This window comes from Amycolatopsis sp. WAC 01376 (assembly GCF_003947415.1).
In the GTDB taxonomy this organism is placed as follows: Bacteria; Actinomycetota; Actinomycetes; order Mycobacteriales; family Pseudonocardiaceae; genus Amycolatopsis.
Genome location: NZ_QHKL01000001.1, coordinates 1,094,181 through 1,118,554, shown reverse-complemented (window position 1 = coordinate 1,118,554; position 24,374 = coordinate 1,094,181). Strand labels below are relative to the sequence as shown.

General features: G+C 67.8%; 24 protein-coding genes. 15 read left to right on the top strand and 9 right to left on the bottom strand.

The window, feature by feature from the left end; translation table 11 throughout:
* The first annotated feature begins 43 nt into the window (after window positions 1-43).
* The 4 genes from DMH03_RS05260 to DMH03_RS05245 are packed head-to-tail and all read left to right on the top strand — an operon-like array spanning window position 44 to window position 3,112.
* Complete coding sequence (locus tag DMH03_RS05260; RefSeq protein ID WP_125790820.1) at window positions 44-547, top strand: hypothetical protein; 504 nt, start codon at window positions 44-46, stop codon at window positions 545-547.
* Window positions 548-1,165, top strand: coding sequence for a DUF3558 domain-containing protein (locus DMH03_RS05255; RefSeq protein ID WP_125790819.1), 618 nt, complete (start codon window positions 548-550; stop codon window positions 1,163-1,165).
* Window positions 1,162-2,367 (top strand): hypothetical protein, encoded by a 1,206-nt coding sequence (locus tag DMH03_RS05250; protein ID WP_125790818.1) that lies wholly within the window; start codon window positions 1,162-1,164, stop codon window positions 2,365-2,367. The genes DMH03_RS05255 and DMH03_RS05250 overlap by 4 nt, the downstream gene beginning before the upstream one ends.
* A gap of 1 nt (window position 2,368) precedes the next feature.
* Window positions 2,369-3,112 carry an ESX secretion-associated protein EspG gene (locus DMH03_RS05245; protein ID WP_125790817.1) on the top strand — a complete coding sequence of 248 codons (744 nt, stop codon included), beginning with the start codon at window positions 2,369-2,371 and terminating at the stop codon, window positions 3,110-3,112.
* Here DMH03_RS05245 and DMH03_RS05240 read toward each other — a convergent pair.
* The 3 genes from DMH03_RS05240 to DMH03_RS05230 form a co-directional block, all read right to left on the bottom strand.
* Window positions 3,109-3,864: an amino acid ABC transporter ATP-binding protein gene (locus DMH03_RS05240; protein WP_125790816.1), complete on the bottom strand. Its 756-nt coding sequence runs from the start codon at window positions 3,862-3,864 to the stop codon at window positions 3,109-3,111. The genes DMH03_RS05245 and DMH03_RS05240 overlap by 4 nt on opposite strands.
* On the bottom strand, window positions 3,861-4,667 hold the full coding sequence (locus DMH03_RS05235; protein WP_125779879.1) for an amino acid ABC transporter permease: 807 nt from the start codon (window positions 4,665-4,667) through the stop codon (window positions 3,861-3,863). The genes DMH03_RS05240 and DMH03_RS05235 overlap by 4 nt, the downstream gene beginning before the upstream one ends.
* A 70-nt stretch (window positions 4,668-4,737) precedes the next feature.
* Entirely contained in the window at window positions 4,738-5,559 is an 822-nt protein-coding gene (locus DMH03_RS05230; protein ID WP_125790815.1) for a transporter substrate-binding domain-containing protein, read from the bottom strand.
* A gap of 148 nt (window positions 5,560-5,707) precedes the next feature.
* Between DMH03_RS05230 and DMH03_RS05225 the strand changes: the two genes are divergently transcribed.
* The 3 genes from DMH03_RS05225 to DMH03_RS05215 are packed head-to-tail and all read left to right on the top strand — an operon-like array spanning window position 5,708 to window position 9,168.
* On the top strand, window positions 5,708-7,369 hold the full coding sequence (locus DMH03_RS05225; protein ID WP_125790814.1) for a circularly permuted type 2 ATP-grasp protein: 1,662 nt from the start codon (window positions 5,708-5,710) through the stop codon (window positions 7,367-7,369).
* 12 nt (window positions 7,370-7,381) lie between these two features.
* Window positions 7,382-8,329, top strand: coding sequence for an alpha-E domain-containing protein (locus DMH03_RS05220; RefSeq protein ID WP_125790813.1), 948 nt, complete (start codon window positions 7,382-7,384; stop codon window positions 8,327-8,329).
* Window positions 8,326-9,168, top strand: coding sequence for a transglutaminase family protein (locus tag DMH03_RS05215; RefSeq protein WP_125779889.1), 843 nt, complete (start codon window positions 8,326-8,328; stop codon window positions 9,166-9,168). The genes DMH03_RS05220 and DMH03_RS05215 overlap by 4 nt, the downstream gene beginning before the upstream one ends.
* A gap of 160 nt (window positions 9,169-9,328) precedes the next feature.
* On the opposite strand, the gene DMH03_RS05210 is transcribed toward DMH03_RS05215, so the two are convergent.
* Both DMH03_RS05210 and DMH03_RS05205 read right to left on the bottom strand, forming a co-directional pair.
* Window positions 9,329-10,333 carry an iron chelate uptake ABC transporter family permease subunit gene (locus DMH03_RS05210; RefSeq protein ID WP_125790812.1) on the bottom strand — a complete coding sequence of 335 codons (1,005 nt, stop codon included), beginning with the start codon at window positions 10,331-10,333 and terminating at the stop codon, window positions 9,329-9,331.
* Window positions 10,330-11,313, bottom strand: a complete 984-nt coding sequence (locus tag DMH03_RS05205; RefSeq protein ID WP_125790811.1) for an iron ABC transporter permease — start codon at window positions 11,311-11,313, stop codon at window positions 10,330-10,332. Before DMH03_RS05205 ends, DMH03_RS05210 begins: the two co-directional genes overlap by 4 nt.
* Window positions 11,314-11,427: 114 nt before the next feature.
* Here DMH03_RS05205 and DMH03_RS05200 point away from each other — a divergent pair, with 114 nt between their 5' ends.
* Window positions 11,428-12,426 carry an ABC transporter substrate-binding protein gene (locus DMH03_RS05200; protein WP_125790810.1) on the top strand — a complete coding sequence of 333 codons (999 nt, stop codon included), beginning with the start codon at window positions 11,428-11,430 and terminating at the stop codon, window positions 12,424-12,426.
* 108 nt (window positions 12,427-12,534) lie between these two features.
* On the opposite strand, the gene DMH03_RS05195 is transcribed toward DMH03_RS05200, so the two are convergent.
* Window positions 12,535-13,392, bottom strand: coding sequence for an alpha/beta fold hydrolase (locus DMH03_RS05195; protein WP_125790809.1), 858 nt, complete (start codon window positions 13,390-13,392; stop codon window positions 12,535-12,537).
* Between the two features lie 84 nt (window positions 13,393-13,476).
* The gene (locus DMH03_RS05190; RefSeq protein WP_199748677.1) at window positions 13,477-14,889 is read right to left on the bottom strand and encodes a M20/M25/M40 family metallo-hydrolase; all 1,413 of its coding nucleotides are present in this window, start codon (window positions 14,887-14,889) and stop codon (window positions 13,477-13,479) included.
* 373 nt (window positions 14,890-15,262) lie between these two features.
* Between DMH03_RS05190 and pdhA the strand changes: the two genes are divergently transcribed.
* The 7 genes from pdhA to DMH03_RS05155 all read left to right on the top strand — a co-directional run bounded on the left by pdhA (window position 15,263) and on the right by DMH03_RS05155 (window position 22,572).
* Entirely contained in the window at window positions 15,263-16,468 is a 1,206-nt protein-coding gene (pdhA, locus tag DMH03_RS05185) for a pyruvate dehydrogenase (acetyl-transferring) E1 component subunit alpha (protein WP_125790807.1), read from the top strand.
* Window position 16,469: 1 nt separating this feature from the next.
* Entirely contained in the window at window positions 16,470-17,462 is a 993-nt protein-coding gene (locus DMH03_RS05180; protein ID WP_125780070.1) for an alpha-ketoacid dehydrogenase subunit beta, read from the top strand.
* Window positions 17,463-17,478: 16 nt separating this feature from the next.
* Window positions 17,479-18,831, top strand: a complete 1,353-nt coding sequence (locus tag DMH03_RS05175; RefSeq protein ID WP_125790806.1) for a dihydrolipoamide acetyltransferase family protein — start codon at window positions 17,479-17,481, stop codon at window positions 18,829-18,831.
* 142 nt (window positions 18,832-18,973) lie between these two features.
* Entirely contained in the window at window positions 18,974-19,552 is a 579-nt protein-coding gene (locus DMH03_RS05170) for a TetR/AcrR family transcriptional regulator (protein WP_125791554.1), read from the top strand.
* A gap of 26 nt (window positions 19,553-19,578) precedes the next feature.
* Window positions 19,579-21,528 carry an ABC transporter ATP-binding protein gene (locus tag DMH03_RS05165; RefSeq protein ID WP_125791553.1) on the top strand — a complete coding sequence of 650 codons (1,950 nt, stop codon included), beginning with the start codon at window positions 19,579-19,581 and terminating at the stop codon, window positions 21,526-21,528.
* Window positions 21,525-22,031 (top strand): DNA topology modulation protein FlaR, encoded by a 507-nt coding sequence (locus DMH03_RS05160; RefSeq protein ID WP_233611281.1) that lies wholly within the window; start codon window positions 21,525-21,527, stop codon window positions 22,029-22,031. Before DMH03_RS05165 ends, DMH03_RS05160 begins: the two co-directional genes overlap by 4 nt.
* Before the next feature lie 58 nt (window positions 22,032-22,089).
* The gene (locus DMH03_RS05155; RefSeq protein ID WP_125790805.1) at window positions 22,090-22,572 is read left to right on the top strand and encodes an FxsA family protein; all 483 of its coding nucleotides are present in this window, start codon (window positions 22,090-22,092) and stop codon (window positions 22,570-22,572) included.
* A gap of 462 nt (window positions 22,573-23,034) precedes the next feature.
* Here DMH03_RS05155 and DMH03_RS05150 read toward each other — a convergent pair whose 3' ends face one another.
* Together DMH03_RS05150 and DMH03_RS05145 are read right to left on the bottom strand one after the other, a co-directional pair.
* Window positions 23,035-23,619, bottom strand: a complete 585-nt coding sequence (locus tag DMH03_RS05150; RefSeq protein WP_125791551.1) for an SCP2 sterol-binding domain-containing protein — start codon at window positions 23,617-23,619, stop codon at window positions 23,035-23,037.
* Between the two features lie 92 nt (window positions 23,620-23,711).
* Window positions 23,712-24,347: an SCP2 sterol-binding domain-containing protein gene (locus tag DMH03_RS05145; protein ID WP_125790804.1), complete on the bottom strand. Its 636-nt coding sequence runs from the start codon at window positions 24,345-24,347 to the stop codon at window positions 23,712-23,714.
* Window positions 24,348-24,374: the final 27 nt, after the last annotated feature.

Here is a 24,374-nt window from a genome sequence, read left to right as displayed (position 1 = left end):
GTAGGTCGCACCCCCATCGCGGCCCGTGCGGGGAGGCACGTCAATGACAGGACCGGGACGCGGCCCTCAAGGGGTCTACGACCAGATCAACGGGCCAGGACCACAGGCGCCGCCGCCGAACTCGGGGTTGATTCAGGGCGCCGCCGCCTCATCGCCGCCACCTCCGCCGCCGAACTACGGCGAGTTGGGCAGCGGTCAAGCGAAGGCCGACTTCGCGGCCGCGTCGGCGAACGGTGGCTGGGAGTTCGACCCAGCAGCCATGGACAAGGTCATCAAGGCACTTCAAGACAGTTTGGACAACGACTACAGCCGCGCCAATGTCGAGGCGACGTTCCTCACCGGAATCGATGCCATGGGCAAGGAGGTGGGCAGCGAGGGATACGTGGCCAAAGCCAACGCTTCCGGCGCCGCCTACCAGGAGTTTCTTCGCAGCGCGGTGGACTACACCACCGCCTATGTGGATACATTGAGGCAAATCCGCGATGCGTACCAACGGCAGGACCAGGCCGCCCTGGACGCCATTCGCGACGTCGGAAAGGCAGTTTGAATGGGATCGCGTTCGGCCCTTTTGGTTTTGGCGACAGCAGCGTTGCTCGTCAGCGCGTGCAGCGATTCCCGCAACGGCAACCCGACAACACCAGCCCCGTCGTCATCCGCAGGGCAGGCGGGTTCGCTACCGCGGGCCGGTGCACCGAACATCGATCAGCCTCTCGACACCGCTGCCGCCGAAGCCGATCCTTGCAGCGTTGTGAAGAACGATCAGGTACAAACGTTCGGTGGCGGCACAGTGGACCGGTCCCGGGTGGAAGACCTGTCCTCCGGCAAGGTCTGCACGTGGGTGTTCGCCAACGGACTGGGCACGATAAGCGCGGGGATGAACACTGGTGAACGTGATGGTCTCAGTCATCTGTACGCGTTGAACGCACAGGGCAGCGGCCTCACGACCTTCAAGCCGTCGGAACCGATCGACGGATATCCCTCTGTGGTCTTCGCGAACGGTGGCGAGCGCAGCTATGTCTGCAATCTCGCCGTCGGAGTCCGCAACGACCTCATGTACACGATCGTCGCGACCCCTGGAACCAGCAACCCGAACCGCTCCGACCCCTGTGGAATGGCCACCAAGCTCGCCACGTTCGCAATTCAGCATCTCAAGGCGGCGCAATGACCTACAGCGGTTGGGAGATCTTCGACAAACTCAACGCCAATCCCAACACCACTAAGCGACTCGACGCGGCACAGGTAGCCTCCCACAAGTTGTTGGTCATCCATGAGGACATCAGCAAAGCGATGACCAACAGCCAGACCACGCTGAGTTCCTTCTGGAAGGGCAAAGCCGCCGACAGCGGCGTAGCGGGCCTAGCTCCGCTCATCGCGACTTCCAAGATCGCGGGCGAGAACATGGACCGCGCGCGGCAGTCGATGTACGACCAGAACGCTTCCTTCCATTACACGCGCGGCAATGTCCGGCCGGTCGAGAAGGAGCGCGCGGGGGACAGCGGGCCGGAGGACGTTCTGTCCATCGGTGCGAGTGACGACGAGATCGCGGCCGCGAAGTTCGACGCGGACACCAAGCACAACGTCGAGATCTACGAGCCGTACTACCAGGGCACGCAGCCTCGGCAGCAGTCGCTCGCGCCGGCGTATCCGGCCGCGCACGATCCGAACGTCTCGTCCGGGCCGATCACGCCGGATCCGGTCGATCCTGGTCAGACCAAGGTCAGCGGGTTCAGCGGTGGGCCCGGTGACTCGGGGCGGCATGGTGGACCCGGCGGGTACACCGGCGGGCCGAGTTCGTACAGCGCGCCTCCGGGGGCCGAGGGGTATCAGGCGCCGAGGCCGCCGCAGATTCCGCAGCCGCCGAGGATGCCGCAGATGCCGAGTCCGCGGCCTTCGCCGCAGCCCAACGATCGGACCGACCTGTCCTCCAAGGCGGACGACAAGGTCCAGGGGCGTCCAGGCAACTTCCCGCCGCCGAACTTCGGGCCAGGAACCGGTGGGCCCGGCGGTGGTGGCAGCGGATTCGGCCCGGGGTCGGGTGGGTTCAGCGGCGGATTCGGGCCTGGTGGCGGATTCGGGCCGGGTGGGTCGACGGGCGGGCCGGGGAGCATGGGGCCCGGTCGCGGCGTGGGCGCCGGGATGCCCGGCGAAGGCGCGATGCGAGGACCGGCCGGGACGCCGGCGGGCGGCCCCGCCACGGGACGTCCCGGCGCGCCGGGGATGGGCGGCGGCGGGATGGGCGGCGCCAAGGGCAAGGGTGGCGAGGACGAGGAGCACCAGCGCAAGATCACGCTGCAGGAAGAGGACGGCGACTCCCTCTTCGGCGGCTACGACGGGGACAAGCCGGTTCCGCCGGTGATCGGCGCGTAACGTGCTGCGGAAACCCGTCGAACTGACGCTCCAGACTTACGAAACCCTGCTGGATCAACACAATCTGGGTGACATCCACCCGACGCTCGTCCGTGGCGCGCAGTGGTACCTGCCCGAGGAACGTCGCGAGCTCGCCGCGACCGCACAGTCCGAATTGGACAGACAGGGCCTGCTCCGGCGTGGCCGGATCGACGACGAATTCCTCGACGCGCTGCGTTTTCTGCAGCGGCCCGCGGTGGAGTACTACTCGTGGGTGAAGTCCGAGGGGCGTGAGCGGACCGTTCGCGCCGCGGGCAGTGGCCGGGAAGCGGTCACGGTCGTCTTGGTCGACAAGGTCGTGTACCTGAAGCCGACCAGGCCGGACACGCTCGCGCAAGATTTCACCGGTCTGCTCCCGGAGGCTCCCGCCGCGCGCACACCGTCGTTGAACTGCGCGGAAGCCGATCTGCAGGTCCTGATGAAGGGCGAAACGCTGACCGGCACCGGCCCGAGCATCCGCGACGCCAAGAAGATCATCCAGTGGATCCGGTCGCCGCACACCTTCTTCGGCAGGCTGTACGTCGCCATCCGTGACGGCGGCGGCAACCGGAAACGCGTCGAAAGGCCACCGGGCTGGATGGACACCGAACAGGGCCGCGTCGTGTTCGGCCCGGACGCCAAGGGCTGGGTGAGCCTCATGGGCGCCGGGCCGCACGAAATCGTCTCGAAGGTGGTCCAGCTCCAGGCGCAGCTCCGGGGACGTTAGCCCTGGTGGTTCGGGTTCAACACCCGCGAGAGGAACGCCTTCGTGCGTTCCTCCTGCGGGTCGCCGATCACCTGGGCAGGCGAACCCTGCTCGACGACGACACCGCCGTCCATGAACAGCACGGTGTCGGCCACCTCGCGGGCGAACTGCATCTCGTGCGTGACGACGAGCATCGTCATGCCCTCCTGCGCGAGTTGCCGCATGACCGCGAGGACGTCGCCGACCAGTTCGGGGTCGAGCGCCGACGTCGGTTCGTCGAACAGCATGACGTCTGGGTCCATCGACAGTGCCCTGGCGATCGCGACGCGCTGCTGCTGCCCGCCGGAAAGCTGTGTCGGCAGCGAAGTTTCCTTCTCCGCCAACCCGACCTTCGCGAGGTTCTCCCGCGCGATGCGCTCCGCCTCGTCCTTGCCGCGCTTCAGCACCTTGCGCTGCGCGACGGTGAGGTTGTCGAGCACGCTCAGGTGCGAGAAGAGGTTGAACGACTGGAAGACCATGCCGATTTTCGTGCGGGCGCCGTCGATGTCGACGTCCGGATCGGTGATCTCGCTGCCGTTGACCACGATCTTGCCCTGCTGCGGTTCCTCGAGGAGGTTGACGCAGCGCAGCAACGTCGACTTGCCGGAGCCCGACGGGCCGATGATGCAGACGACCTGGCCGCGTTCGACGTGCAGGTCGATGCCCTTGAGCACTTCGAGTTCGCCGAACGCCTTGTGCAGTCCTGAAACCTCGACGATCGTCTGGGCGCTCATACCGTTCCTCCGCCGGGCACTCCGGCTCCGTATTTCTTCTCTAGCCGCTGCTGCAGGATCGACAGCGGAATGGTGATGACGAGATAACACAGACCGGCGACGACGATCGGTGTCAGTCCCTTGGCCTCCAGCAGCGCCTGACGGCTGAACTGCGCGAGTTCCTGCTGCGCCGGCGTGGTGCCGAGCAGGAACGCCAGCGAAGAGTCCTTCGTCAGCATGATCAGCTCGTTGGCCAGCGGCGGCAGGATGATCCGGAACGCCTGCGGGATCACGACGGTGATCATCGTGCGCGCGGGCGACATGCCGAGCGACCGCGCGGCCTCGACCTGTCCGCGCGGCACCGCCTGGATACCGGCGCGGATGGTCTCCGCCATGTAGGCCGAGGACACGATGCCCAGCGCCAGCATGATCGAGATGTTCCGCGGCAGGAACACGTTCGGGAAGGCGATCGGCACCCCGACACCGACCGCCAGGAAGATCAGCAGCGCGGGCAGGCCGCGGAAGAATTCGATGTACCCGCGCGCGAACCAGCGGTACGGGGCGACCGAGGACAGTCTCATCAGCGCGAGCAGGAGACCGAGCCCGAGGCCGAGCGCGAAGCCCAGCGCGGTGAAGATGATGGTGTTCTTCAGTGCGACGGTGATGACGTCCGGGAACTGCTTCGCGGCGACTTCGAGGTCGAAGAACGCCTTGCCCAGTCGTCCCCAGTCGGCCAGCAGCGCGAACACCACGACGATCACCAGCAGCAGACCGTACTGCGCCCACCGGAACGCCGATCGTCGCTGGCGGCGGCTCAGAGCCATTTCTCTCCTCAAACAGGTGGTGACAAGCCTGTGGCCGGTGCGCTGGGCACCGGCCACAGAGGACGGATTATCAACCGGCGGCCGGGCTGCCCGGCTGCCAGGTCGGCGCCTTGCCGAACCACTTCTGGTAGATCTGCGCGTACGAGCCGTCGGCGGCCGAGGCCTTGAGGACCTCGTTGACCTGGTTGAGGAGGGCGGTGTTGCCCGTCTTCATGCCGATTCCATAGAACTCGTTGGTCTTGAACTCGGTGACGACGGTGGTGTCCGGGTTCGTCTTCACGAAGTCGTAGAGCACGCCGTTGTCGTTGACGCCCGCGTCGACCTGGCCGCTCTTGACCGCCTGCTCCAGCAGCGCGAGGTCGTCGAAGGTGACGATCTCCGCGCCGGCGGCCTTCTCCTTGGCGTAGTCGGCACCGGTGGTGGCCGACTGGACGCCGATCTTCTTGCCCGCGACGTTGCTCAGGTCCTTGATCGGCGAACCGGTCTTGACCAGCAGCGCCTGCGACGCCTCGAAGTACGGGTCGGAGAAGACGAACTTCGCCTTGCGCTTGTCGTTGATCGTCATGCCCGCGGCGGCGAGGTCGCACTGACCGGTGTTCATCGCCTCGCCGGACTCGATGTTCTCGAAGGCGATGTCGACGATGCTCTGCTCGACGCCGAGCTTCTTCGCGACGAGGTCGACCAGGTCGACGTCGAAGCCGACGATCTTGTCGCCCTGCTTGACCTGGAACGGCTGGTAGGGCAGGTGCGTGCAGGTGGTGAGCTTGCCGGAAGCGACGAGCTGGACGCCACCGGCCGCGGTGCTCTGCCCACCTTCTTCGCCACACGCGGTCAGCGCACCCGCGGCTAGGGCGAGCGCCGGGATCAGGGCGAGCGCTTTCAATCGGGCCACGTCGTCACTCCTTGTAGTTCCCATGTGTCGAGAGCACGCATATTGCCACTCATCCGGCGGCAATCACAGCACCGAGACGTTACAGCGCCGTTTCGGCCGTCACGGGTGTTACCTGGGGTATCGCGCCGACATGGCAGGGTGAGCGAGTATGGCGACCATGAACAACAACCCGGCGCCGCGTCTCCCACCTGCGGGCCGCCGCCCGAGGACGACGACGTCGGCGCGGCGTGCGGCGAAGCCCGGGGCGCAGTTCGACGGCTATCTCTCGCCGTCCCGGCCGCACGCGGGCGCGTACGACGAGATGTTCACCGCCGACGGCACGGTCCGCCAGCCGTATCGGGCGCTGTACGAGTCGATCTCCTCGCTGACGTCGGCGGATCTTTCGTCGCGGTCGGCGGCGATCGACCGGGCGATGGTGGATCAGGGCATCACGTTCTCGCTGTCCGGCCAGGAACGCCCGTTCCCGCTCGACCTGGTGCCGCGCGTGATCACCTCGTCCGAATGGACCAGACTCGAACGCGGTGTGGCGCAACGGGTCCGCGCGCTGGAGGCCTTCCTCGCCGACGTGTACGGCGATCGGCAGATCCTGCGTGACGGTGTGCTCCCGCGCCGGCTGATCACCTCGTGTGAGCATTTCCAGCGCGAGGCGTTCGGGATCAACCCGCCCAACGGCGTCCGCATCCACGTGTCCGGGGTGGACCTGGTGCGTGACGAGGAGGGCACCTTCCGGGTGCTGGAGGACAATCTCCGCAATCCCTCGGGTGTTTCGTACGTGATGGAGAACCGCCGCACGATGGCGCGCGTGTTCCCGGATCTGTTCGCCCAGCACCGGGTCCGCCCGGTCGGCGACTACGCCTCGCATCTGTTGCGCGCGCTGCGGGCGGCGGCCGCGGCGAACGTCGCCGATCCGATGGTCGTCGTGCTCACGCCGGGGGTGCACAACTCCGCGTACTTCGAGCATTCGCTGCTGGCCAGGCTGATGGGGGTCGAGCTGGTCGAGGGCCGCGACATGTTCTGCCGTGACAACGTCGTCTACCTGCGCACCACCGAGGGCGAACGGCAGGTCGACGTCATCTACCGGCGGATCGACGACGAGTTCCTCGACCCGGTGCACTACCGGCCCGATTCCGTGCTGGGGGTCGCCGGGATCCTCAACGCGGCGCGCGCGGGCAACGTCGTGATCTCGAACGCGGTCGGCAACGGTGTCGGTGACGACAAGCTCGTCTACACCTACGTGCCCGAGATGGTGAAGTACTACCTCAACGAGAAGCCGCTGCTGCCCAACGTGGACACCTTCCGGTGCTGGCTGCCGGACGAGTTCGACCACGTCATGCGGCATATGGACGAGCTGGTGATCAAACCGGTCGAAGGCTCGGGCGGATACGGCATCGTGTTCGGCCCGGAGGCGTCGCAGGCGGAACTGGCCGCGCTGAAGCGGAAGGTCCGGGCGCACAAACGCGGCTGGATCGCGCAGCCCGTGGTCCAGCTGTCCACCGTGCCGTCCAAAGTGGACGAACGACTGGCGCCGCGGCACGTCGACCTCCGCCCGTTCGCGGTCAACGACGGCAAGGAGATCTTCGTGCTGCCGGGCGGGCTGACCAGGGTCGCGCTCCCGGAGGGCAGCCTGGTGGTCAACTCGTCGCAGGGCGGCGGTTCCAAGGACACCTGGGTGCTGGCGCCGCGGTCTTCGACGGCGGAACGGGAGCTGGAGCGCCCCGCGCTCGGCGCACTGTCCGAAGTGGACGGACTGGTCGCCGAGCAGGGCCCCGAGCTGACCACGACCCAGCAGCAACAGCAGCAACAGGCCTAAAGGGAGGTTGACGTGCTAGCCCGTAACGCGGAATCGCTGTACTGGATCGGCCGCTACGTCGAACGCGCCGACGACACCTCCCGCATCCTCAACGTCTCCGTGCACCAGCTGCTCGAAGACGCGAGCGTCGACCCGGACCACGCGAGCCGCCAGCTGCTCGCCGTCCTCGGCATCTCGCCGGAGGGGATGGATTCGCTCGACGTGTGGAAGCTGACCGAACTGGTCGCCTACGCCAAGGACAATCCGGCGTCGATCGTCGGTTCGATCAACTCCGCCCGCGAGAACACGCGCGGCGCCCGCGAGGTCGTCTCGACCGAGCTGTGGGAATGCCTGAACGCGACCTGGAACGCGGTGCCGGACAGGCAACGGTACGCGCGCCGCGCCGGACCGCACGCCTTTCTGTCCTTTGTGGAGGAACGCGCGGCGATGTTCGCCGGGCTGGCGGATTCGACGATGAGCCGCGACGACGGCTGGCTGTTCATGGTGCTCGGCCGGTCGATCGAACGGGCGGACATGGTGGTGCGGCTGCTGCTTTCGCGGGTCCAGGACAGCGCGTCGTCCCCCGGCTGGATCACCGTGCTCCGTTCGGCCGGCGCGCAGGACACCTACCTGCGGACCTATCGCGGCGCGCTCGACGCGGCCCGTGTCGTGCAGTTCCTGATGCGCGACACGCTGTTCCCGCGTTCGGTGTTCCACGCGCTGCGCCAGGCCGAGGAATGCCTGGAACGGCTGGATCCCGGCGTCAACTCGCGGGCCAACGAGAAGTCCGAGGCGCTGCGGCAGCTCGGCCGCGCCCGCAGTGAGCTGGAGTTCCTGCGGCAGTCCGATCTGCTGGAGGACCTGCCGAAACGGCTCGGCGCGCTCCAGACGTCGATCAAGGACATCGGCGACGCGGTTTCGGTGCAGTACTTCCATTCGTCGCCTTGGGTGGCCTGGAGCGGTGCGGAGGTTTCGCTGTGACCTGGCAGCTTCGGGTGGCTCATCGCACGGGATACCGGTACGCGACGCCTGCCACGCAGTCGTACAACGAGGCGCGGCTGACCCCGCGGTCCGATCGGCGGCAGACCACGGTCGTGAACCGGGTCGAGACGACGCCCGCGACCCGCGCCTACCGGTACACGGACTACTGGGGCACCGTCGTGACCTCGTTCGACCTTCACGCGCCGCACACCGAGTTCACCGTGCTCGCGACGTCGGTGGTCGAGACCGCCGACGAGGGCGAGCCGATCCGCTCGGCGTCGTGGAAGGACCTGCGCGGCGACACGGTGGTCGACCATCGCACCGAGTACCTGACGCCGACGCCGTACACGCCGCGCGATCCGGAACTGACGAAGGTCGCGCGCGAACTGCGGAAGGGGCTCGACCCGGCGGAGGCCGTGCTCGCCGTCTGCGAATGGGTCAACCAGCAGCTCAAGTACCAGCCGGGGACGACCGGCGTGCACAGCACGGCGACCGACGCTTGGCGTGCGCGCGAAGGGGTTTGCCAGGACTTCGCGCATGTGACGCTGGTGATGCTGCGCGCGATCGGCGTCCCGGCGCGGTACGTCTCCGGATACCTGCACACGAAACCGGAGGCGAAGCTCGGCGAGACGGTCGAGGGCGAGAGCCACGCATGGGTCGACGTGTGGACCGGCGGCTGGTGGGCCTACGACCCGACGAACGCGATCCCGGTCGGACCGCGGCACGTCTGGGTCGCCTACGGCCGCGACTACGCCGACGTGCCACCGCTCAAGGGCATCTTCACCGGTGGCGGTCAGTCCACTTTGGACGTCTCGGTGCAGCTGACCCGGCTGACCTAGGCGCTGTCCTGTAAGTCTGTTCGATGGGCTTCGTGATCCAGGTGGTTCCTGGCGGTGCGGGCGGATCGGCCTCGTACCGGGTCGTACTCGGCCGCATCCGCCCGTGCCGTCAGGGACCGCCTGGGCGCGAAGACCGCGAACATGACTTGCAGGACAGCGCCTAAGCTCTGCGCCGCAGCAGCAACCAGAGCAGGTAGGCGCCACCGAGGGCCGCCGCGACGACGCCCGCGGGCAGCAGCGAAGACGCCAAGAGGCGCTGACCGAGGAAGTCCGCCGCGACGACCAGGGTCGCCCCGACGAACACCGACGCCACCAGATTGGGCCCCGGCAGCCGCGTCATCCGGCGCGCCAGCTGTGGTGCGGCGAGGGCGATGAACGGGAGCGGGCCGGTCGCCGCGGTGGCGGCGGCGACCAGCGCGACGGCGACGAGCACCAGCGTCAGCCGCACGCGGTGGACGTCGACGCCGATGCCGGTGGCGGTGTCGTCGCCCATCTCCAGCATGCGCAGCGCGCGGCCGTTGGCGAAGACGACCGGGGCGAACACCGCCATCGCGACCGCCAGCGGCACGAAATAGCTCCAGTCGCGGCCGGACAGGTCGCCGACCAGCCAGCCGACGGCCTGCGCGGCGGCTTCGAGGTTCGCCTTCACCAGCAGGTACGAGTTCACGCCGACCAGCACCGCGCTGACCGCGATCCCGAGCAGCACCAGCCGCGAACTCAGCAGGCCGTGCGGCGCGCACAGCGCCATGACGACCAGCGCGGTCAGCAACCCGCCCGCCAGCGCGCCGAACGAGACGACCGCGGGGCTGCCGCCGAAGACCAGGAACGTCACGATGCCGCCGGTCGCGGAACCCGTGGTGAAGCCGATGATGTCCGGGCTGCCCAGCGGATTTCGGGTGATCGTCTGGAAGATCGCCCCGGCCAGCGCGAGCGCGGCGCCGGCGAGGATCGCGACCAGCACCCGCGGAAGCCGTCCCATGACGACCAGGTACTGCGCCTTCGTTCCTTGGCCTGCCAGGGTCGCGAGCACCCCGCGGGGGCTCATCTCGTAGTCGCCCGTGCCGACCGAGAGCACGACGAGCGCCAGGACCACCAGTGCCAGCGCGGTGATGACGACCAGCGATCGTCTGTCCAAACTGGACTCACGGCGGACGGGGGCGGTCATCGGCGCACCGCCTTCAGTCGCCTGGCCACGATCACGAACGCGATCCCGCCGACCACGTCGGTCATCACGCCGACCTGGATCTCACCCGGCGCGCCGAGCAGGCGGCCGAGGACGTCGCAGCCGAGCAGCAGCACCGGCCCGAGAAGCGCCGAAAGCAGCATCACCCAGCGCTCGTCCTGGCCGACCAGCGACCGGACGACGTGCGGGATCATCAGGCCGACGAAGGCGATCGGCCCGCAGACCGCGGTCGCCGCCGCCGACAGCAACCCGACGGCGACCATCCCGGCGACGCGGACGAGCGCCGGATTCGCGCCGAGACCGCGGGCGGTGTCCTCCCCGAGCGCCAGCGCGTTCAGCGCGCGGGCCAGCACGATCGCGATCACCACCCCCGCGACGAAGAACGGCAGCAGCACGGACAATTGGTCCGCGTTCCGGTTGACCAGCGAGCCGACCAGCCAGAACCGCATCGCCTCCAGGTTGTGCGTGTTGATCATCTGCATGCCCTGGTTGATCCCGACGAACACCGCCTGCACCGCGACCCCGGCCAGCACCAGCCGCAGCGGACTCGTGGCGCCCCGCGTGCCGCCGATCACCGAGACCAGCGCGGTTCCCGCGAGCGCACCGGCGAAGGCGAACCAGACGTACTCGCCAGGCGAAGTCACCGAGAACACCGCGGAGCCGAGCACGATCGCGACGGCGGCGCCGTGGTTGATGCCGAGCAGACCGGGCTCCGCCACCGGGTTGCGGGTGATCGCCTGCATGAGCGAGCCCGCCAGCCCGAGCGCCATCCCGACCAGGACACCGAGCAACGTGCGGGGCAGGCGATCGTCGCGGACGACGACGTCGTTGTAGCCGCCGTCGTAGGCGAAGAGAGCGTGCAGCACTTCGCCGAGGGAAAGGCGGTTCGAGCCGAAGCCGATCGACAGCAGGACGACCGCGGCGAGCGCTACGAGCGACCCCGTCAGGACCAGCGTTCGCACGGAAACACTGGTCCTCGGTGTTCTGACGCGCTCCGTGACCTGGACCATGGCGTTCACGATAAGGGAAGGCTAGCCTAACGCCGAACTTCGGTCCCTCGGTGAAAGAAGATCTCCATGCACCTCTCTCGACGCGGCTTCCTCGCCGGCACCGCGGCGCTCGGCGCCACCGGCCTCCTGACCGCCTGCGGCTATCAGGAAGAGGCACCCGCCCCGGGGGCGGGCGCGACCTGGTCGTTCACTGACGACCGTGGCCGCAAACTCGAAGGCGAGCGGCCGACCCGGATCGTCGCGCAGGTGACCGCCGCGGCCGCGCTGTGGGACCTCGGCGTGAAGTCGGTCGGGATCTTCGGCCCGTCGAAGTTCGCCGACGGCAAGCCGGACCCGCAGGCGGGCGGCGTCGACCTGAACGCGGTGACCTCGCTGGGGAACGTCTACAACGAGTTCAACTTCGACAAGTTCGTCTCGCTCAACCCCCAGCTGCTGGTCAGCGTGATGTACCTGAAGGACCAGATGTGGTACATCCCGGACACACAGACGGAGAAGATCGACAAGGCCGCGCCGAGCGTCGGCGTCCGGCTGCAGGGGCTCGCGATGCCGGAGGGGATCGCGAAGTTCATCGCGCTGGCGAAGGCACTTGGGGCCGACACGGACACTCCGGCGATCCAGGCCGCGAAGGCCGAGTACGAGAAGGCCGACGCCGCACTGGGCGACGCGATCAAGAAGGCCACCGGGCTGAAGATCCTCCTGATCTCCGCGCAGAAGGACACCGTCTACATCGCGAACCCGCCGTCGTTCGCGACGTCGAGGCACTACCAGAACAAGGGCATGAACTTCGTCCTCCCCGAGGCGCCGGACCAGAGCCAGGGCGGCTACTACCAGCAGATCAGCTGGGAGAACATCGGCAAGTACACGGCCGACGTGATCATGTACGACAACCGCGGCGGTTCGCTCTCCCTCGGCCCGGACGGGCTCGGCGGTGTGCCGACCTGGGGCCGGCTGCCCGCGGTCAAGGCGGGGAAGCTGATCCCCTGGAACAACGAGACACCGTTCTCGTACCAGCGCTTCACGCCGCAGCTGACGGAGCTCGCCGCCGCGCTGAACAAGTTCGCTTAGGGGCCAGGGCGGCGGTGAGGCGGTGAGGCAGGGCGGCGGTGAGGCGTGGGTCGGGTTGGTCGTGAGTGGTAAGTGTCGTTCTAACGACACTTACCACTCACGACCACCTCAGCCGAGGAACTCCCGCAGCGCCGCCGCGAGGTCGGCCGGGTTCTCCTCGGCCACGTGGTGCCCGGACTCGATGGCGAAGCCGCGGACGTCCTCCGCCCATTCGCGCCACACCGCGATCGGGTCGCCGTACAGGTCGGCCATGTCGTCGCGGCTGGACCACAGCATGAGCAAGGGACAGCTGAGTTTCCGCCCGGCCGCCTTGTCGGCGTCGTCGGCTTCGCGGTCGGGCCCGAGGCCGGCGCGGTAGTCCTCGAGCATGGCGTGGACGGTCTCGGGATCGTGGATCGCGCGCAGGAAGTCGGCGTGGTTCTCGGCGCCCATCGCCTCGGGATCGCCGCCGTACCAGGCGTCCGGGTCGGCGTTGATCACACGCTCCGCGGGTTTCGCGAGCTGGCCGAAGAAGAACCAGTGCCACCATTTCCGCGCGAAGTCCGCGTCGGCGCGGGCGAGCGCTTCGCCGATCGGGACGCCGTCGAGAATGACCAGCTTCGTGACGTTTTCGGGGTGGTCCATCGCCAGCCGGTGCGCGACGTAACTGCCGCGATCATGACCGGCGACGGCGAACCGTTCGTGCCCGAGATGGCTCATGAGCGCGACGATGGCGTTCGCCATGGCGCGCTTCGAATGCGCGGAGTGGTCTTCGGTGGTCTCGGGTTTCGAGGACTGGCCGTAGCCGGGGAGATCAGGGCAGACGACGGTGAACGCGTCGGCGAGCCGGGGTGCGACGTCGTACCAGGTGGTGTGGGTGCGGGGATGTCCGTGCAGGAGCACGAGAGGCGGTCCCGATCCGCCGTAGCGGACCCTCAGGGTCACTTCGCCGACATCGACGTTTTCGAGCTCGAAACCCTCGAACATGATCCTCCCGTACACGCCATGAACGGACCGTTACTTGCAAATTTTGCAAGTAACGGACCGTTCATTGCAGCGTGAGCGGGGAGATCAGCTCCGTGCGTGCGCGTCCAGGATGTGCGCGACCGCTTCGGTGACCCGCTGCGCGAAGTCGATGTTCAGCCACTCGTCCGGCACGTGGATGTTCGAGTCCGGCCCGCAGGCGCCGGTGACCACGAACTGCGCCTCCGGGTACTTCTCGCCGAGCAGCCCCATGAACGGGATCGACCCGCCCATGCCGTAGCTCTTGTGCGGCGCGCCGAAGACCTCGCCGCTCACGTGGTGCAGGACGTCGTCGAGCCACGGCGCGGTGGCCGGTGCGTTCCAGCCGTTCTCGGCCTGGAAGTCGCCGAGCTCCACCGAAGCGTCGTACGGCACGTCGGTGGTGAGGACGCGGCGGACAGCCTCCATCGCGGCCTGCGCGTCGGCGGTCGGCGGCAGGCGGAGGCTCAGGGTGAGCGTGGTGCTGCCGCGCAGCACGTTGCCCGCCTCGGCCGGGAGCGGGAAGCCCTCCGCGCCGATCACCGAAAGCGTCGGCCGCCACGAGTTGTTGAGCAGCAGTTCCAGGTCGTCGTCGGACACCGTCCGGCCGACCACCGGGAAGAGCGTCTTCGCCGCGCCGGGCGCGATCTCGGCGACACCGCGGGCTTCCTCGACGCGGTTCTCCGGGATGTCGACGCTCAGCTCGGCGAGCTTGATCTCGCCGGTCTCGACGTTCTCGATCCGGTCGAGCAGGGCACGCAGGACACGGAACGAGCTCGCGACGATGCCGCTGGCCATCCCCGAGTGCTGCGCGGACTCGAGCACCTTCACGGTGACGTTGACGTGCAGCATGCCGCGCAGGCTGGTGGTCAGCCAGAGGCGCTTGTAGTCGGTGCCGCCGGCGTCGAGGCAGACGACCAGCGAGACGGCGCCGAGCTTCTCCTTCAGGTGCTCGACGTAGGCGGGCAGGTCCGGGCTGCCGGATTCCTCACCGGTCTCCAGCAGCACGACCGCGCGGGAGTGCTCGCCACCGGCGGCGCGCACGGCCTCGATCGCCGTCGTCGCCGCGTAGCCCGAGTAGCCGTCGTCGACCGCGCCGCGGCCGTACAGCCGCCCGTCGCGGATCACCGGCGTCCACGGGTCGAGCCCCTCGGACCAGCCGCCCACCGGGGGCTGCTTGTCGAGATGCCCGTACATCAGCACGGTGCCCTTGTCGGCCGCCGCGGACGTCGCCGGGATGTCGACGACCAGCAGCGGGCTGCGGCCTTCGAGCTCCACGACCTCGAGCGTCGCGCCGGGGATCTCCCGTGCGGCGATCCAGGACCGGACGTGCTCGACGGCGGCGGCCAGATGACCGGTCTTCGCCCACTCGGAGTCGAATGCCGGCGACAAGGCGGGGATCGCCACCAGGCCGGACAGGCTGGGAAGGACGTCGTTCGTCCAGTTCGAAACCACGGTTTCGCGTACGGATTTCTGCTCCACGTCCGCCATCCTGCCACGGGTCCGGGAGGGTGGGATGGGTCACAGCGGCGGGCACGGATCGTCATCGATCAAGCCGGGCAGGACACCCGTCCGGACGAACCGTCCGCTGGTCGGCCCGCGGGTGAATTCCCTACTTTCGGCGGCCCCACACTCGGGCTTCCTAGCATTTTCCCTGATCAGACACCCTTTCTCAGCAACAAATCAGCATCCGCCACTGACCAAAACGGCGTCCGGCATGCCAGGATGTGCGCACGAACCGTCAACGCCGATGGTGACCCAGCGCTTCAGATCCGACGCGCTGGTCCCCGCCGGCGCAGTCACTGTGGCCGCCACAAGTGGCCGCCAGAGGCGCAGACATCAAGGAGAGCAGCGCATGCCGTCCGAACACTGGACGCACCCGGAGCCTGGAGATGGTCCCGCCGCCGTAGCGGCGCAACCTTCCCCCGAACAGGTGATCGCCGGTTTGCGAGCAACGAGCGAAGGTGGCGCTGAGCTGACTCAGCTGCTCACCCCCGAAGGCGAACGAGTCGCCTCGCCGCAATTCGACCGCTACGTCGACGACATCGACATCGAAGCCCTCAAGGGCCTCTACCGCGACATGGTCCTGGTCCGCCGCGCGGACCGCGAGGCCAACGCGATGCAGCGCCAGGGCCAGCTCGGCATCTGGGTCCCGCTGCTCGGCCAGGAGGCCGCGCAGATCGGCTCCGGCCGCGCGCTGCAGAAGCGGGACATGGCCTTCCCCAGCTACCGCGAACACGGTGTCGCGTACGCCCGCGGCGTCGACCTCAAAGAGGTGCTCGGCATCTTCCGCTGCACCGACCACAGCGGCTGGGACTACAAGGAACACGGCTTCCACCCGTACACCATCGTGATCGGCAACCAGGTGCTCAACGCCGCCGGTTATGCGATGGGCCAGAAGTTCGAAGGCAAGGTCGGCGACGACGACGGCGAAGCGACCATCTGTTACTTCGGTGACGGAGCGACTTCGCAGGGCGACGTGCACGAAGGCTTCGTCTGGGCCGCCGTCTACGACGCGCCGCTCGTGTTCTTCTGCCAGAACAACCAGTGGGCGATCTCGGAGCCCACCGAACGCCAGTCGCGGCTGCCGCTGTACCAGCGCGCCCGCGGTTACGGCTTCCCCGGCATCCGCGTGGACGGCAACGACGTCCTCGCCTGCCTCGCGGTCTCCCGCTGGGCGCTCGACGAATGCCGCCACGGCAACGGCCCGGTGCTGATCGAGGCGTTCACCTACCGGATGGACGCGCACACCACCACCGACGACCCCACCCGTTACCGGCTCTCCGACGAGCTGGAGGAGTGGAAACTGAAGGACCCGATCGAGCGCGTCCGGGCGTATCTCGCCCGCGGCGGCGGCGCCGACCAGGCGTTCTTCGACCAGGTGCAGGCCGATTCGGACGCGTTCGCGGCCGAGCTGCGCGAGTACTGCTTCAACATGCCCGAACCGCCACCCGAGCGGATCTTCTCCAACGTGTACGCGGAATCCACGCCGCTGCTGGACGCGCAGCGCGAAGAGTTCCTGTCCTACATGGACGGTTTCGTCGGGGCGGGTGAGCACTGAAATGGCCGACCTCCAGAAACTCACCATCGGCAAGGCGATCAACCTCGGCCTCCGGCGTGCCATGGAAGAGGACCCCAAGGTCCTGGTCATGGGTGAAGACGTCGGCAAGCTCGGCGGCGTCTTCCGCATCACCGACGGCCTGCAGAAGGACTTCGGCGAGCAGCGCGTCCTGGACACGCCGCTGGCCGAATCGGGCATTATCGGCACCGCGGTCGGCCTCGCCGTCCGCGGTTTCCGCCCGGTGTGCGAGATCCAGTTCGAAGGCTTCATCTTCCCGGGCTTCGACCAGATCTCCAGCCAGGTCGCGAAGCTGCACTACCGGACACAGGGCAAGATCAAGATGCCCATCGTGATCCGGGTGCCGTTCGGCGGCGGCATCGGCGCGGTCGAGCACCACTCGGAGTCGCCGGAATCGCTGTTCGCGCACATCCCCGGGCTCAAGGTCGTGTCGGTTTCGAACGCCGTCGACGCCTACTGGGGCATCCAGCAGGCGATCAAGTCCGACGACCCGATCCTGTTCTTCGAACCGAAGAAGCTGTACCACTCGGGTGCTTTGAAGGCCGAGATCGACACCGACGCCACGCCGGACCCGCTGTTCAAGTCCCGCGTCATCCGCGAAGGCACGACGGCGACCGTCGTCGCGTACGGCCCGTCGGTGAAGGTCGCGCTCGACGCGGCGGCCGCCGCCGAGGACGAGGGCAAGTCCCTGGAAGTCATCGACCTGCGGACGCTGTCCCCGCTCGACCTGGAGCCGGTGTTCGAGTCGGTGCGCAAGACCGGACGGCTCATCGCGCTGAGCGAGGCGCCGTCGGAGTCGTCGCTGACCTCGGAGATCGCCGCGCGTGTGCAGCAGGAATGCTTCTACTCGCTGGAAGCCCCCGTGCTGCGGGTGACCGGATTCGACACGCCGTACCCGCCGGCCAAACTCGAGGAGCACTACCTCCCCGATCTGGACCGGGTCCTGCACACCGTCGACCGCTCACTCGCCTGGTAAGGGGGAAGTTCCTGAAATGCCCGAATACAAACACTTTCCCCTCGCCGACACGGCGGAGGGGCTGACCGAGGCCGACATCATCGCCTGGCAGGTCAAACCGGGTGACACCGTGACGGTGAACCAGATCGTGGTCGAGGTCGAGACCGCGAAGGCCGCCGTCGAACTGCCCATCCCGTGGGCGGGCGTGGTCACCGAACTGCTCGTCGAACCGGGCCAGACGGTGGAGGTCGGCGCGCCGATCCTCACCATCGACGTCGACCCGGACGGCAAGGCGGCCCCCGCGCCCGCCGCTGCCGCCCCCGTTGCGGAAGAGCCGGCGGAAGAGGAGATGAAGCCGCTGGTCGGCTACGGCTCCAAGGCCGTCGTCACGCAGCGGCGTGCGCGGAAGGGCGCTGCTCCGGCCGCTCCTGCCGCCGCACCGGTGGCTGTGGCGCCCGCTCCTGCCAAGCCCGCTGCGCCCGCCGTGTCTTCGAAGCCGAAGGGCGGGTACGTGCCGCTGGCGAAGCCGCCGGTGCGCAAACTCGCCAAGGACCTCGGCGTCGACCTGCACGCGCTCACCGGCACCGCCGAGGGCGGCGTCATCACCCGTGACGACGTGCAGGCGGCCGCCAACGGTTCCGCCGCACCGGCCGCCGCCGTGTCCAGTGTGGACAGTGGTTACGACCCCGCGACGCGGGAACGCCGGGTGCCGATCAAGGGCGTCCGCAAGGCCACCGCCGCCGCGATGGTGCAGAGCGCCTACACCGCCCCGCACGTCACGGAATTCCTCACCATCGACGTCACGCCGATGATGGAATTCCGGGAGAAGCTCAAGAAGTCGCGTGAGTTCGCCGGGGTCAAGGTCACCCCGCTGACCTTCGCGGCGAAGGCCGTCTGCCTGGCGGCCAAGCGCACTCCGGACGTCAACGCGGTGTGGGACGAGGCGGCGCAGGAGATCGTCTACAAGGACTACGTGCACCTCGGGATCGCCGCGGCCACCCCGCGCGGGCTCGTCGTGCCCAAGGTCCGTGACGCGGATTCGATGTCCCTCAAGGAACTCGCGATCGCGCTCACCGAGCTGACCGACGTCGCCCGCGAGGGCAAGACCACCCCGGCGGCCATGCTCGGCGGCACGATCACCATCACCAACGTCGGCGTCTTCGGCGTCGACACCGGGACGCCGATCATCAACCCCGGCGAGTCCGCGATCCTGTGCCTCGGCGCGATCAAGGACACCCCGTGGGTGGTCGACGGCGAGATCAAGGTGCGCAAGGTGCTCCAGCTTTCGCTGAGCTTCGACCACCGCGTGGTCGACGGGCAGCAGGGTTCGGAGTTCCTGGCCGACGTCGGCGCTCTGCTGGCCGACCCCGCGGTCGCGATCACCTACTGAGTTCGTGAGGGCCTCCTTCCCTACTCTCAGGGTAGGGAAGGAGGCCCTCACGGACCGCTGCCTTAATCGCTTGACGGAGTGAGCGCTCACTCCGCACACTGGAGGCATGACAGAAACCGCCTCCCGGCGGAGAGCGCCGGGAATGAGTGCCGACGAGCGGCGCCGGATGATCGTCCAATCCGTGCTGCCCTTGCTGGTGGAGTACGGCGCCGGAGTCACGTCCAGCCAGATCGCCCGCGCCGCGGGCATCGGCGAGGGCACCGTCTTCCGCGTGTTCAAGGACAAGGACGAACTGTTCGCCACCTGCTTCGCGGAGGCCCTGAAACCCGACCAGGTACTCGACGCCATCGCGGTCATCGACCTCGACCAGTCCCTCGACGACAGGCTCATCGAGGCGGCCGACGCGCTCAGCGCGCATCTCCAGCGGATGGGCGCGCTGATGGCGGTCATGCACGGCTCCGGTAAGCGGCCGGAGCATCGCCGCGGCGACCACAGTGACCACAGCGACCGGCGGAAAGAGTCGATGAGCGCGATGCGCGACGCCATGGCCGAACTGTTCGAGCCGGAGAAGGACCGTCTCCGCCTGCCGCCGGCGCAGTCCGCGGCGCTGTTCCTGTCGTTGCTGTTCAGCGGCCGGATCCGGTTCAGCGAGACCGGCGACGAACCCACCACGATGGAACTCGTCGACGTGTTCCTCAACGGCGCCTTGGGGACCGCGTGATCGGCCCGCCCGGCGGAGGAGGCGGCCTGGAACTGTTCATGGCGCGCGGCGGCAGGCGCCGTCGCCCGCCGTCGACGGTGCCCGACAGCGGCCTGACCGGCCCGGTCGACATCCCGGAGCCCGAACCCGAAGCCCTCCCGAAAGATCTGAAGTCCCGGCTTAACCGCATGTGGGTCAACATCGCGGGCACGGTCCGTGGCCTGCCGAAGGTCGCGAAGCTGACCTGGCAGGCAAGCCCGGCGCTGACCATCGTGATCACCCTGGTGACCCTGCTTTCCGGTCTCCTCCCGACGGCGACCGCGTACATCGCGAAGCTGCTGATCGATTCGGTGGTCGCGGCGATCCAGGGACACGGGACGAAGAGCGCGATCGTCGGCGTCGCCCTCTTCCAGTTCGGCGTCCTCGTGCTCACCGCGGTTTCGCAGGCGCTGACCACCTACGGCCAGACACTGCTGCAGGAACGGATGACGCTGACCATCCGCCACCAGGTGATGAGCCACGCGAGCGAACTGCAGCTTTCGTACTTCGAGGGTTCCGCGTCCTACGACATGCTGCGCCAAGCCGCGCAGGAGGCGCCGACGCGGCCGCTGTCGATGATGAACTCGGCGCTGGGCTTGATCCGGACGTTGATCACCTTCGGCAGCATGATCGCGCTGCTCGTCTCGATCAGCCCGCTGCTGGCGCTCGTCGCGCTGGTGGCGCCGATCCCCGCGTTCATCTCGCAGTCGAAGTACGGCGCCCGCGCGTTCTGGCTGACGTTGATGATGTCCCCGCTGAAACGACGCATGGACTATCTGTCCTCTTTGGTCACCACGGACACCTATGCCAAGGAGACCAAGCTCTTCGGGCTCGGGCCGTACTTCGTCGACCGGTTCCAGCGGCTCGGCCAGGTCTCCTACGACCGTCAACGGACACTGACCCGCAAGCGCAGCGTCAGCTCGACGTCGTGGGGGCTGCTCAGCACCGCCGCCGGATCCGCGATCGCGCTGTACATCGCGCTGGAGGCCGTCGGCGGCAGGCTCACCCTCGGCGATCTCGCGCTGTACACGGCCGCGGCGGCGTCGGTGCAGACGTCCGTCCAGGGCCTGTTCACCGCGTTTTCCGGGATGTACGAGAACAATCTCTACCTCGACACGCTGTATCGCTTCCTCGGGACGAAACCGGAGATCGTCGCGCCGCCGGAGCCGAGACCCCTTCCGTCCACTGTGGAGGGACACATCCGCTTCGAAGAAGTGTCCTTCACCTATCCCGGAGCACCCGACGCCGCTCTCGACGGCGTGAGCTTCGAGATCCGGCCGGGCGAGACGGTCGCCGTCGTCGGCCGCAACGGAGCCGGGAAGTCGACGCTGTTCAAACTGCTGTGCCGGCTGTACGACCCGACGGGCGGGCGGATCCTGCTCGACGACGTCGACATCCGCGAATACGACCCGGTGGAACTGCGGCGGCGGATCAGCGCGATGTTCCAGGACTACGTGACCTACCAGGGCACCGCGGCCGAGAACATCGGGCTCGGCGACCTGACCCACCTAATCGACCGCGAACAGATCGAGACGTCGGCGAAACGGGCCGGCGCCGACGAGCGGATCGAGCGCCTGCCCAGCGGCTACGACACTCCACTCGGCCGCTGGTTCGACCAGGGTGTCAGCCTCTCCGGCGGCGAATGGCAGAAGATCGCGCTGGCCAGGGCGTTCCTGCGGGAAGCGCCGATCCTGATCCTCGACGAACCGACGTCCGCGCTGGACGCCCAGGCTGAGCACGACCTCTTCTCGCGGCTGCGGGAGCTTTCGGAGGGACGCACGACGCTGTACATCTCGCACCGGTTCTCCACGGTCCGGCAGGCGGAGCGGATTCTGTTGCTGGAGAACGGAAAGGTCGCCGAATACGGAACACACGACGAGCTGATGGCGGCGAAGGCGGGCTACGCCGAGCTGTTCACCCTTCAGGCCGCCGCGTACCTTGACGACGCCGTCGGATGACGATGCGGCGGATCATGGTCGTCGGCTGTAGCGGCGCCGGGAAGTCGACGTTCTCACGTCGGCTGGGCGCCGCTCTCGGCCTGCCGGTCACCCACCTCGACCGGCTCTTCTGGCGGCCGGGGTGGGCCCGGGCGCCCGAGGACGAGTTCCACGCCGCGCAGCAGGAGATCGTCGAGTCCGACGCCTGGGTGATCGACGGCAACTACGGGGCGTCGATGCACCTGCGACTGCCGCGGGCCGACACGATCTTCTTCCTCGACTTCCCACGCCGCGTCTGCTTCCGGCGGGTGCTGGTGCGGTCTCTGCGCGAGTACGGGCAGGACAAACAGGCACCCGGCTGCCCCGAGCACTTCGACCGGGAGTTCTACTCCTACGTCTGGCGCTGGCCGAAGGACCACCGGGAACGAACGGTGCGTCGGCTGGCGGACCAGGGTGCGCACGCGCGGCGGATCGTGCTGACCAGGCCGCGTGAGGCGGAGGAGTTCCTACGCCGGATCGGTTGACCTCGGTCACCGTATCGGGGGTTGGGAGCAAAACGGGCAAGCCGTACGTTGTCCAAGTATGGCTGTCGCGTTCCTGCTCTATGTCGTCGCCGAGATCGCCGCCGTGTGGGCGGTGGGCTCGGCCGTTGGCGTGGTCGGCACGATCGCGCTGCTCTTCGCCGGTGCGTTCGTCGGCTCCTGGCTCGCCCGCCGCGAAGGCGGCCGCGCCTTCCGCGCGTTCGCCGAGTCCGCGCGGCTCGGGCGATCGGCAGACGCGGAGAAGGAACTCACCGACGGGATGCTGATCGGGCTCGGCGGTCTGCTGATCCTGCTGCCCGGCTTCGTCAGCGACGTCATCGGCCTGCTGTTCATCCTGCCGCCGACGCGGAGTGTCGCGCGCAAGGTCTGGCAGAAGCGGATGGCGCGCCGGGCGGTCAAGTTCGCCAACCGCACGCGCGGGCCGGTGATGGTGGTGGACAGCGAGGTCGTCGCGGACACCCCGCCCGCCGAGGCCGCCAAGAAGCAGCCGCCGGTGATCGAGGGCCGCATCGTCGAGGGCTGAGTGCCGCTCCAGCTTAGACACTAGCTTCGCCACTAGACTCCAGTGTCTAAGCTTGTGTCTAAGCTAGGGCGGCGACGCCGCAGCAAACCCTCGACTAGCGCGCGTTTCATAAGCCAAGTTCGCGGTCTTCGCGCCCAAGCGTGGTTCTGGACTGGCCGGCAGGAGTCAGCCGCGCTCTGAGTGTCCACAAGAGACGCATTCCAGCGACGAAATGTCCACTTTAAGACATATGCCCCTTTGAGTAAAGGGGGTCGTGAGTGGCAAGTAGCGTTCTAACCCTCTTTACCACTCACGACCCCCTCCTCAAACCGCACAACTCGCCCAACTCGGACACTGACACCTCGGGAAATGTCCCTAATGGACAGTCAGCGTCTCTTCGGCCAGTCCCGCCCCAGCCGCCAACTCCGGCCACGACACGTTTGACTTACCCCTCAACATGAAACAGGCGCTAGACCGGCGAAGCTACGACCCGCTCGGCTTCGGAATGTCGAAATACCCGCTGAACCGCACCGCCGGCGCGTACTCGCCCTTGACCTTCACCTTGCCGGTCACGAACATCGCCGCCACGGCCGCGTTGCCGGTGGCCATCCGGATGAAGTCGTCGACGGACAGTGTGATGGTGGTGTCCGGAGTGCGCGCGAGATCGGTGCTGGAAACGCAGACGCCGTCTTCGATGACCGTTTGAAAGCGATCGAAACCGTCTTCTCCGTGACCGTCGGTAAAACGCCATGCGACGACGAAGTCGACGTGCCGTGCGCGTTCCGGTGCGAAATGATCCGACATTCTGCGGAAAATCTCGTCGAGGAACGCCGCACGCAGTTCCGGATGATCGGCGATCGCCTTGAGTTGCTCGCGTGACGCCCGTTGCACGACGTCGACGAGCACCTCGGTCTCCAGCGAGCTCAGCTCGATGCCCGCGCCGGTTTCGCCCAGCATGTGCAGGGTTTCCAGGACCTGGGTGAACTGCTCGGGGCTCAGTTTGGCGAGCTCGAGCTTCTCCGCGAAAGCGTTGACGACGTGCTCGCCACCGGTGCGTGTCTTGTGCAGCCGTAACGGGCGGGAAAGGCGTACCTTGTCCCGCCAGCGCCGGATCGGAGAATTTCGGGGCACGGCACGGAAGTGTATCTGCTCGGCCGGGTTCAGGACGGCTTCGGCAGGTCGAAGAAACCGATCAGACCGGCCGCGAATGCCAGGTCACCTTTTACTTTGATCTTTCCGGTGACGAATAGCACAGCGGGCGTCGCCTGGTGGGTGATGAGCCGGAAGAAATCGACGGGCGCGATCGTGATCGTCACCCTCGGTTTCTCCCTCATGCCCCGGCTGACAGTGCACTCGCCGTGCGAAATCACCGTCTCGTAGCGGTCGTACCCGCCGTCCCCGGTGCCGCCGGACAGCCGCCAGTGCACCACCGCGTGCAGGGTCTTCGCGCGGTCCTGCCGGATGTGCGCGCCCATACGGTCGAAGATCTCGCGCAGCACCCGGTCCCGGAGCGGCCGTTCGGCGACGACGCTCTCGAGTTGCGTACGCGAGGCGCGCGCGACGAGGTTCGCGAAGCGGGCCGGGTCGACCTTGCGGAGGTCGAACGCGGGCGCGGACTCGGCGAGCCGCCCGAGCGCGGCCAGCAGCCGCCGGACGTCGTCCTTGCCGAGGTCCTTCGGGTCGATGGCGCCCGCGACCTCGTTGACGTCGAGAGAGTGCGCTTCGGCGGAATCCGGCTCGATCCGCTCCAGCGCGTCGACCAGCGCGCGGCCGGTCAGCCCCACGGTCTCGGTCATCTTCCCTCCAGTTCCGCCTACCCGAGC

Bases quoted from the DNA above. Each gene is read 5' to 3' on its own strand.
- DMH03_RS05260 (WP_125790820.1), top strand. From the start codon at position 44: ATGACAGGACCGGGACGCGGCCCTCAAGGGGTCTACGACCAGATCAAC.
- DMH03_RS05255 (WP_125790819.1), top strand. From the start codon at position 548: ATGGGATCGCGTTCGGCCCTTTTGGTTTTGGCGACAGCAGCGTTGCTC.
- DMH03_RS05250 (WP_125790818.1), top strand. From the start codon at position 1,162: ATGACCTACAGCGGTTGGGAGATCTTCGACAAACTCAACGCCAATCCC.
- DMH03_RS05240 (WP_125790816.1), bottom strand. From the start codon at position 3,864: ATGAGCGCCCAGACGATCGTCGAGGTTTCAGGACTGCACAAGGCGTTC.
- DMH03_RS05235 (WP_125779879.1), bottom strand. From the start codon at position 4,667: ATGGCTCTGAGCCGCCGCCAGCGACGATCGGCGTTCCGGTGGGCGCAG.
- DMH03_RS05225 (WP_125790814.1), top strand. From the start codon at position 5,708: ATGGCGACCATGAACAACAACCCGGCGCCGCGTCTCCCACCTGCGGGC.
- DMH03_RS05210 (WP_125790812.1), bottom strand. From the start codon at position 10,333: ATGACCGCCCCCGTCCGCCGTGAGTCCAGTTTGGACAGACGATCGCTG.
- DMH03_RS05200 (WP_125790810.1), top strand. From the start codon at position 11,428: ATGCACCTCTCTCGACGCGGCTTCCTCGCCGGCACCGCGGCGCTCGGC.
- DMH03_RS05195 (WP_125790809.1), bottom strand. From the start codon at position 13,392: ATGTTCGAGGGTTTCGAGCTCGAAAACGTCGATGTCGGCGAAGTGACC.
- pdhA (WP_125790807.1), top strand. From the start codon at position 15,263: ATGCCGTCCGAACACTGGACGCACCCGGAGCCTGGAGATGGTCCCGCC.
- DMH03_RS05180 (WP_125780070.1), top strand. From the start codon at position 16,470: ATGGCCGACCTCCAGAAACTCACCATCGGCAAGGCGATCAACCTCGGC.
- DMH03_RS05175 (WP_125790806.1), top strand. From the start codon at position 17,479: ATGCCCGAATACAAACACTTTCCCCTCGCCGACACGGCGGAGGGGCTG.
- DMH03_RS05170 (WP_125791554.1), top strand. From the start codon at position 18,974: ATGAGTGCCGACGAGCGGCGCCGGATGATCGTCCAATCCGTGCTGCCC.
- DMH03_RS05160 (WP_233611281.1), top strand. From the start codon at position 21,525: ATGACGATGCGGCGGATCATGGTCGTCGGCTGTAGCGGCGCCGGGAAG.
- DMH03_RS05155 (WP_125790805.1), top strand. From the start codon at position 22,090: ATGGCTGTCGCGTTCCTGCTCTATGTCGTCGCCGAGATCGCCGCCGTG.
- DMH03_RS05145 (WP_125790804.1), bottom strand. From the start codon at position 24,347: ATGACCGAGACCGTGGGGCTGACCGGCCGCGCGCTGGTCGACGCGCTG.